Annotated in this window: 4 protein-coding genes; 3 read left to right on the forward strand and 1 reads right to left on the reverse strand. The window is 68.2% G+C overall.

Features of this window, described 5'->3' with window-relative positions; genetic code table 11:
• The first annotated feature begins 23 nt into the window (after window positions 1-23).
• From AB1L88_RS26270 to AB1L88_RS26280, 3 genes are all read left to right on the forward strand, one after another.
• Window positions 24-1,121: an enolase C-terminal domain-like protein gene (locus tag AB1L88_RS26270; RefSeq protein WP_367099688.1), complete on the forward strand. Its 1,098-nt coding sequence runs from the start codon at window positions 24-26 to the stop codon at window positions 1,119-1,121.
• A gap of 67 nt (window positions 1,122-1,188) precedes the next feature.
• Window positions 1,189-4,296, forward strand: coding sequence for an FAD-linked oxidase C-terminal domain-containing protein (locus AB1L88_RS26275; protein ID WP_367099689.1), 3,108 nt, complete (start codon window positions 1,189-1,191; stop codon window positions 4,294-4,296).
• Window positions 4,293-4,727, forward strand: coding sequence for a PPC domain-containing DNA-binding protein (locus tag AB1L88_RS26280; protein ID WP_367099690.1), 435 nt, complete (start codon window positions 4,293-4,295; stop codon window positions 4,725-4,727). The genes AB1L88_RS26275 and AB1L88_RS26280 overlap by 4 nt, the downstream gene beginning before the upstream one ends.
• A 118-nt stretch (window positions 4,728-4,845) precedes the next feature.
• On the opposite strand, the gene AB1L88_RS26285 is transcribed toward AB1L88_RS26280, so the two are convergent.
• The coding region (locus AB1L88_RS26285) for a HEAT repeat domain-containing protein (protein ID WP_367099691.1) at window positions 4,846-7,752 on the reverse strand (2,907 nt) is incomplete at its 5' end.

Raw genomic sequence — 7,752 nt, forward strand, 5'->3', positions numbered from 1 at the left:
CAGAGTGAGTGAAGGCGGCTGCGATGCCTCGACCCGACGCCCGAATTGATCGCCTCAGTGCTTCGGCCTATCGGATTCCGACCGAGGGGCCCGAGTCGGATGGGACGTTGGCGTGGGACGCAACGACGATGGTGCTGGTCGAGGTCTCGGCCGCGGGGCAGACGGGAATCGGGTACACGTATGGCGATGCGTCGGCGGCCGATGTGAGCCGTCGCGTGCTGGGGCCGGTCGTCTCCGGTCGAGATGCCATGAATATCCCGTCGTGCTGGCAAGCGATGCGAGACGCAGTGCGCAACGTGGGACGTTCGGGGATCGCGGCCACGGCGATCTCGGCGGTGGATGTCGCCCTCTGGGACCTGAAAGGGAAGCTGCTCGATGTTTCGATCGCGGATCTGATGGGTCTGAGTCGACCAGGCATCCCCGCTTACGCGAGCGGAGGGTTCACATCGCAATCTCGGGATGAGTTGAAGGAGCAAGTCGGCGGCTGGGCGGCCGAGGGGTACTCCATGGTCAAGATGAAGGTCGGCCGCGATCCGGGGGCCGACGCCGATCGCGTTCGGGCCGCTCGAGAGGCCATCGGTGCGGAGGTCGCGCTGTTTGTCGACGCCAATGCTGCGTATTCACGGAAACAGGCGTTGGCCCTGGCTGAATCGTTCGCCGAGCAGGGAGTCTCCGCGTTCGAGGAGCCAGTGTCGTCGGATGACGTGGAGGGGTTGAGGTTGTTGCGCGATCGGGTGCCGGCCGGCATCGCGATTGTCGCGGGCGAGTATGCATATGACGCGCTCGACATCCGCCGGCTTCTCGACGGCGGCGCGGTCGATCTCATCCAGGCCGATGCGACGCGGTGCCTGGGGATCACGGGCTTCCTGCAGGCCGGGACACTGGCCGAAACGCATCAGATTCCTCTGTCGTCTCATTGCGCCCCGAGCCTGCACGCGACCCTCTGCTGCGCGGTCGCAGGGGCGATCCACGCCGAGGATTTCGTCGATCACGCTCGGATTGAATCCCTGTTCTTCGAGGGGGCGCCGAGGCCCGATCGAGGGGTACTCCGACCCGATCGGGCGCGGCCCGGCCTGGGCCTGGAGTTCAAGCGAGCCGATGCCGAGGCGTTTGCGGTCTGACCCGGAACGAGGCGTGCCGCAGCCTCGGCGAAGTATCCCGTCACGATGACCCGGAGTTCTCAGAGCCATGTCGATCAACGTGACCTCGACCGCAAGCATGCAGCGCGGTGCCGGGCCTGACGTCTACACGCAGGATCTTGATGTTCGGGGCCTGGAACGCTCGCTGCGTGACCGAGTGGACGGCGAGGTGCGCTTCGATGCCGGGAGTCGGGCGCTGTATGCGTCGGATGGTTCGAATTATCGTCATGTGCCATTGGGGGTCGTGGTGCCCCGGACGGTGGACGCGGTGACCGAGGCGGTGACCGTGAGCCGCCGGTACGGTGCCCCGATCGTGAGCCGGGGGGGCGGGACGGGGCTCACGGGCAGTGGGATCGGGGTCGCGGTGATCGTCGATCACTCGAAATATCTGAATCACACGAACTGGGTCGATCCCGAAGGTCGACGGGCCAGCGTGGAGCCGGGAAAGGTCTATGACCACCTGAATGAGGAACTGCGACCGTACGGCCTGGTCTTTCCGCCGGATACATCGACGCACGAGTACAACGCCATCGGAGGGATGCTCGGGAATAATTCGTGCGGCGTGCATTCGATCATGGGGCACGGCTCCGGCCGGACGTCGGATCAGGTTCGGGCGCTGGACGTGCTGACCTACGACGGGTGCCGGATGACCGTGGGATCGACGAGCGACGAGGAGTATGACGCGATCGTCGCCCGGGGAGGGCGGAAGGCGGAGATTTACCGGAAATTGCGGCGACTGCGGGACAGGTACGCCCCCTTGATCCGGGAACGCTTCCCGAAGATCCCGCGCAGGGTGTCAGGGTATAACCTCGACGATCTCTTGCCCGAGAAGGGATTTCATGTGGCCCGGTCGCTGGTCGGATCGGAAGGGACCTGCGTCGCGATCCTGGGGGCGACGCTCGACCTGGTGCACAACCCGCCGCATCGGGCCTTGCTGGTGCTCGGCTATCCCAGCATTTTCGAGGCCGCCGATCACGTGCCGACGATCATGGGATACGGGCCGGTCGGCCTTGAGGGAATCGACCGGATCCTCCGCGAAGACATGTTGAAGAAGGACATGAGCGTCGAGGACGTGAAGCGGCTGCCGGAGGGCAACGGGTGGCTCCTTGCCGAATTCGGCGGCGAGACGCATGAGGAGGCGGTCGCCAAGGCCGAGGCCGTGGAGCAAGCCCTTCGGAGGGCGCCGCATCCGCCCGTGATGAAGGTGGTGGCCGACCCGGACGACCAGCATATTCTCTGGCAGTTGCGGGAATCGGGGCTTGGGGCCACGGCTCGCGTCCCGGCATTGCCCGATACCTGGGAAGGCTGGGAAGATGCCGCGGTGGCTCCGGAGGTGCTTGGCGATTACCTGCGCGACTTCCGGGCGTTGCTCAACCGATACGAATATCACGGGTCGTTGTACGGGCATTTCGGCCAGGGATGCGTGCATACGCGAATCACCTTCGACTTCACCAGCATCGAAGGTGTTCGGGCCTATCGGTCGTTCCTCGATGAGGCGGCCGATCTGGTCGCCCGCCATGGCGGGTCGTTCACGGGAGAACATGGCGACGGTCAGTCGAAGTCGGCCATGTTGCCGAAGCTGTTCGGGCCCGAGCTGGTCGAGGCGTTCCGGGAGTTCAAGTCGATCTGGGACCCGATGGGGAAGATGAACCCCGGCAAGGTGGTCGATCCGTATGCCCCGGAAGAGTCGCTCCGGCTCGGCCCCGGTTACCGGCCTGACGACCCCCCGACCATCTTCAAGTACACGAACGATCATGGCAGCCTGGCGTACGCGACCGAGCGGTGCGTGGGGGTGGGCAAGTGCCGGAAAGACTCGGGGACGATGTGCCCGAGCTACATGGTGACACGCGAGGAGAAGCATTCGACCCGGGGCCGCGCCCACCTTCTGAATGAAATGCTGCGCGGCGATACGATCCGGGGCGGATTCTCGAACACCGATGTGAAGGAGGCGCTCGACCTCTGCCTCGCGTGCAAGGCGTGCAAGACCGAATGCCCCATGGACGTGGACATGGCCACGTACAAGGCGGAGTTCATGTACCACCACCACAAGGATCGGCTCCGGCCCAGGGCGGCCTATTCCATGGGGCTGATCCACTGGTGGGCCCGGCTCGCCTCGGCCGCGCCCACGCTGTCCAATGCGTTGGCCCAGGCCCCGGGGGTCGGGAAGCTGGCGCAGGTGATGGGGGGGATCACGACCCATCGCGACATGCCGGCCTTTGCACCGATGACGTTCCGCCGGTGGTGGGCGAAGCGGCCCCCGCGCAATGTGGGCAAGCCGCCGGTGATCCTCTGGGCCGATACGTTCAATAACCACTTCCACCCGCAGACGGCGATCGCGGCCGTCGAGGTGCTGGAGGATGCCGGGTTCGAGGTGCTCTCGCCCCGGGCCCCCCTCTGCTGCGGGAGGCCGCTTTATGATTTCGGATTCCTCGAAACCGCGCAGGGGATGCTCCGGCAGATCTTGGGCACGCTCCACGACGAGATCCGGGCGGGCGTTCCCATCGTCGGGTTGGAGCCGAGCTGTGTCTCGGTCTTCCGCGATGAGATGACCGAACTGTTCCCGCGAGATCATCTCGCGCACTCTCTGTCCCGGCAGACCTTCACACTGGGCGAGTTCTTGCGTGATTGCGCAAACGGCTACGAGCCGCCGCAACTGAACATGAAGGCGATCTTGCACGGGCACTGCCATCACGAGGCGATCATGGGCCTCGAGCCGGAGATGGAGATCCTGGGCCGTGCCGGGCTCGACTTCGACCGGCTCGATTCGGGATGCTGTGGCCTGGCCGGCTCATTCGGCTATGAACCGGAGAAGTACGAGGTGTCGGTGGGGGCCGGCGAACGGGTCCTCGCCCCCACGGTGCGCGAGGCCGACCCGATGGATCTGGTCATCGCCGATGGGTTCAGTTGTCGGCAGCAGGTGGCCCACCTGACCGATCGCGGGGCCTTGCATACGGCACAGGTCTTGCAGATGGCCTTGCACGAAGGGCCGACCGGTTCGCGCAGGCCGTTTCCCGAGCAGGCGTATGAGCCGCTCGGTCGTTGGAATCCGACGCCGCCCTGGGCCCCGATGGCCGTGGCCGCGGGGGCCGCACTCATGTTCGGCGGGGCGCTGGGCGGGGCGACGGCATTCGCACTCTCGGAGAATCAGGGTCGATGAGACACAAACTCTTGCATGAGTCTGATGGATTGCGCACCTATGCGTTGATTTTCGAAACCGGCGACGAGGTGATGTCGGGCCTGCTCGATTTCGCCAAGGCGATGGACCTGCGCGGTTCTCGGATCACCGCCATCGGTGCGCTGCAGGACGCGACGCTCGCGTATTTCCACTGGGAATCGAAGGAGTACGAGCCGATCCCGGTCCCCGAGCAGACAGAGGTCCTCTCGCTGCTGGGCGACATCGCGCTCGATGGCGAGGAGCCGGCCGTGCACGTTCACGTGGTGCTCGGGCGTCGCGACGGCTCGACGGTCGGGGGCCACTTGAAATCGGGCCGAGTCCGGCCGACGCTCGAAGTCATCATCGACGAGCAGCCGGAGCACCTGCACAAGGTCCTCGACCGCGAGTCGGGCCTGGCCTTGATCCGGCCCTGAGGGGCGGTCGAGCAGCGGACGACAGGGTCGATTGCCGTGTCCCTTCCCACCCTCGTGAGGAGGGAAGGGTCGGGACACGGCAATCGGTTTCCAGTCATGAGAACAGGCGAACGCGCCGTCACTCGTTGCTCGCGATGGGCTGGGCGCGGGCGGCCGATCCGGGCACGTCCTCGAACGAGACGCGAAGGCCGTCGGCCGATCGGGCCCGGCGATCGATGGCGAAGGTCAGGCGGTGGCGGCCGGGAGAGGCCGCCAGATCGATGGCCTCGGCGGGGGGGACGGGCACGCCGTCGAGCCAGATGAGCAGTCCGTCGCCCGAATCGAGCTTCACCCGGATGGCCCCGGCGGCACTCGTTTCGAAGGTGACCCGGGCGATCGACAGCGGCGGGGCGTTCGCGTAGGCGGTGAAGGCCGGGGCCTCGTCGAGCGGCAGGACGCCCGAGACGAGCGTGGTGACGGCCTGCCACGAGAATCGCGGGTCGTTGCTCGCCACGGCTTCTTCCAGGCCGGCGCGGCGAATCGCCTCGCCGCTCGGGCCGTCGGGGACGACGACCTCCCAGGATCGTGCGACGACGTCGGTGCCGATGGCGTAGGGGCCCGGCTCGCCCAGGGCGGCGAGGAAGGCGGTGAGGTTCAGCAATTCGGCGCGGGTCAGGGGATCGACCAGCCCGTTCGGCATGAGCGAGCCGCCGAGCGCACGCTCCTCGATCGACGAGGCCGGGATGGCGATCTCGGCCCCCTCGGCATCGCGGAGGACCAGTTGATCGGCCGTCTCGCGGATCGGGATGCCGTTGAGGATGCGGCCGTCGTCCGTGGCGACCACGATCGCGTGATAGCCTTCCTTGATGGCGCTGTTGGGGAGCAAGAGGGACTCGACGAGGTAATCGTCGGGCGCACTGGCGCCGATGCTTTCGAGGCCGGGGCCGACCTTCCCCCCCGCCCCGGCGATGGCGTGGCACTTGATGCACTGCATCTCCTCGCGCCGATAGATGCGTTCGCCGAGGGCCGGGTCGCCCTGGGTGCGGAGGTCGGCGACGAGCGCGGCGACCTGCTCGGGGGTGGCCGGTTCCGGATCGGCATCGAGGCCACCGGCACGATTGAAGGCATCGGCAAGTGAGGAATCGTCTCGGCGGGCCGAGCGGGCGGCCCGCGCGGCGAGCTTGGCGGCGTCGGGCGGCAGGCTGGCGCCGTCGAGGGCGGTGACGAGGGCCTCGGGGCCCCCTCGACGATTGGCCAGGGCGGCGACGAGGGCCGAGGGGTTGGCCCCGGACTCGGCGTCGCCCAGGGTGGCGACGGCCTGCGCGGCGGCGGCGTTCAGGTCGAAGGATGCGAGGGCGTCGATCGCCCCGGCGCGGACGGCGGGGGGAGTGGCCGAGGCGGCCAGTTCGGCGACGAGGCGGCGAGCGTCGGCGTTGCCCGACTCGGCCAGGGCGAGCAAGGCCGATCGGCGGGCCTCGACCGGGGCGTCGGCCTCGGTGGCCAGGCCCAGCACGCCGGAGGTCCGGGGGTCGAGCGTCCAGGCCCCGGCGGCACGGGCCGCGGCGGCACGGACGGAGGCGGGCACCTCTGGCTCGGCGATGAGGGCGGCGACCTCGTCCAGTCGTCCCGAGGGCCGGACGGACCGCTCCCGGGCGGCCCCTGCCAGCGCGTCGAGCAATCGGGCGCGGCGATCGTCGGGGGCGGCCGGGTCGAGCGACGCATCGAAGACGCGGCGAAGGTCGTCGGGCTGACCGAGTCGACCGATCAGGGCCAGTGCGTCGGGCTCGAACCGCTCGGGGAGCTCGCCGGCCCGGACGAGACGCATCAACGGATCGATCACTTCGGGCGAGCCGACCGCGAGCAGGGCGAACGCCAGCGGCTCGGGCCCGCCCAGGTCGGACGCACCTTCCGTCACGGAGGAAAGCCAGAGCGGCGCCGTCTCGACGGCGGTGAGGTACAGGGCGTAATCGAGGGTCGTATCCACGGGCAGTGCCAGGGCTCGCAGGGCGACCTCGGCCGCGTCCGGGTCGGGCACGAGGGCCAGGGCGCGGACGGCTTCGAGCCGGACGCGCGGGTGCTCATCGACCGCGAGCGGGGCGAGCGTGGCGACGGGATCGGAGAGGCGATCGTGCCAGGCCCCGGCCACGCGGACGGCGGCGGCGCGGAGATTCGGGTCGGTCGATTCGAGCATCGACGCGAGCAAGGCGGGATCGGCCTGGTCGAGCGATTGATGGAGCCAGAGGGCTTCGAGGCGGGCGTCTCCGTCGGTGGGTTCGAGGGCAGCGGCCCACCGGCTGAGGGCGGGCAAGACGGCCTCGGGGCCGCGTTCCTTGAGCAGGCGGCGAGCGGCCTCGCGGGTCCAGCCTTCGGGGGCGGTCAGGGTGTCGAGCAGTTCGGTGACGGGGGCATCGGCCAGGTCCGGACGCTCGACGAGGGGGCGGTCCCTGGCGGTGATCCGCCAGATGCGGCCGCGCTCCTGGTCGCGACGGGGGTCTCGGAAATCGACCTCGCCGTGCTGGATGATCGGGTTGTACCAGTCGGCCACGTAGATCGCGCCATCAGGACCCATCAAGACGTCGATCGGTCGGAAGCCGACGTGGGAGGAACGGATCAAAGGCGTTTGTTCCCGGGAGACGAAGCTGGAGCCGTCGGGTTCGAGCGCGAAGCGGACGACGCGATTGGCGCGGAAGTCGTTCGTCACGAGGTTCCCGGCGAGTTCCTCCGGCAGGTGTCGGCCGCTGGCGATGACCGCGCCGCAGTATTTCGGGCTGCCGGGGTTCAGGCCGTGGAGGAAACGCTCGGGGTTGCTGATGGCGGTATAGCTTGCCCCGGGGACGACGTGGGCGATCCCTTCGAACCCCGCGCCGTCGGTGGCGAAGTTCTGGCCGAAGCGGTCGTAGTGGTGCCCCCAGGGGTTGACGAACCCCCGGGCGAAGACGTCCAGCCGGCCATTCTCGGGGCGATACTGCCAGATGCCGCCGCCGCCGAGGCGGCGGGGGCCGAACGGCGTTTCGACGTGACTGTGAATATAGACCGATTGATTGAA

The sequence above is a fragment of the Tautonia sp. JC769 genome (assembly GCF_040717455.1).
GTDB lineage: Bacteria > Planctomycetota > Planctomycetia > Isosphaerales > Isosphaeraceae > Tautonia.

Excerpts from the sequence above, each read along its gene's own strand:
- AB1L88_RS26270 (WP_367099688.1), top strand. The coding sequence starts at position 24 with ATGCCTCGACCCGACGCCCGAATTGATCGCCTCAGTGCTTCGGCCTAT.
- AB1L88_RS26275 (WP_367099689.1), top strand. The coding sequence starts at position 1,189 with ATGTCGATCAACGTGACCTCGACCGCAAGCATGCAGCGCGGTGCCGGG.
- AB1L88_RS26280 (WP_367099690.1), top strand. The coding sequence starts at position 4,293 with ATGAGACACAAACTCTTGCATGAGTCTGATGGATTGCGCACCTATGCG.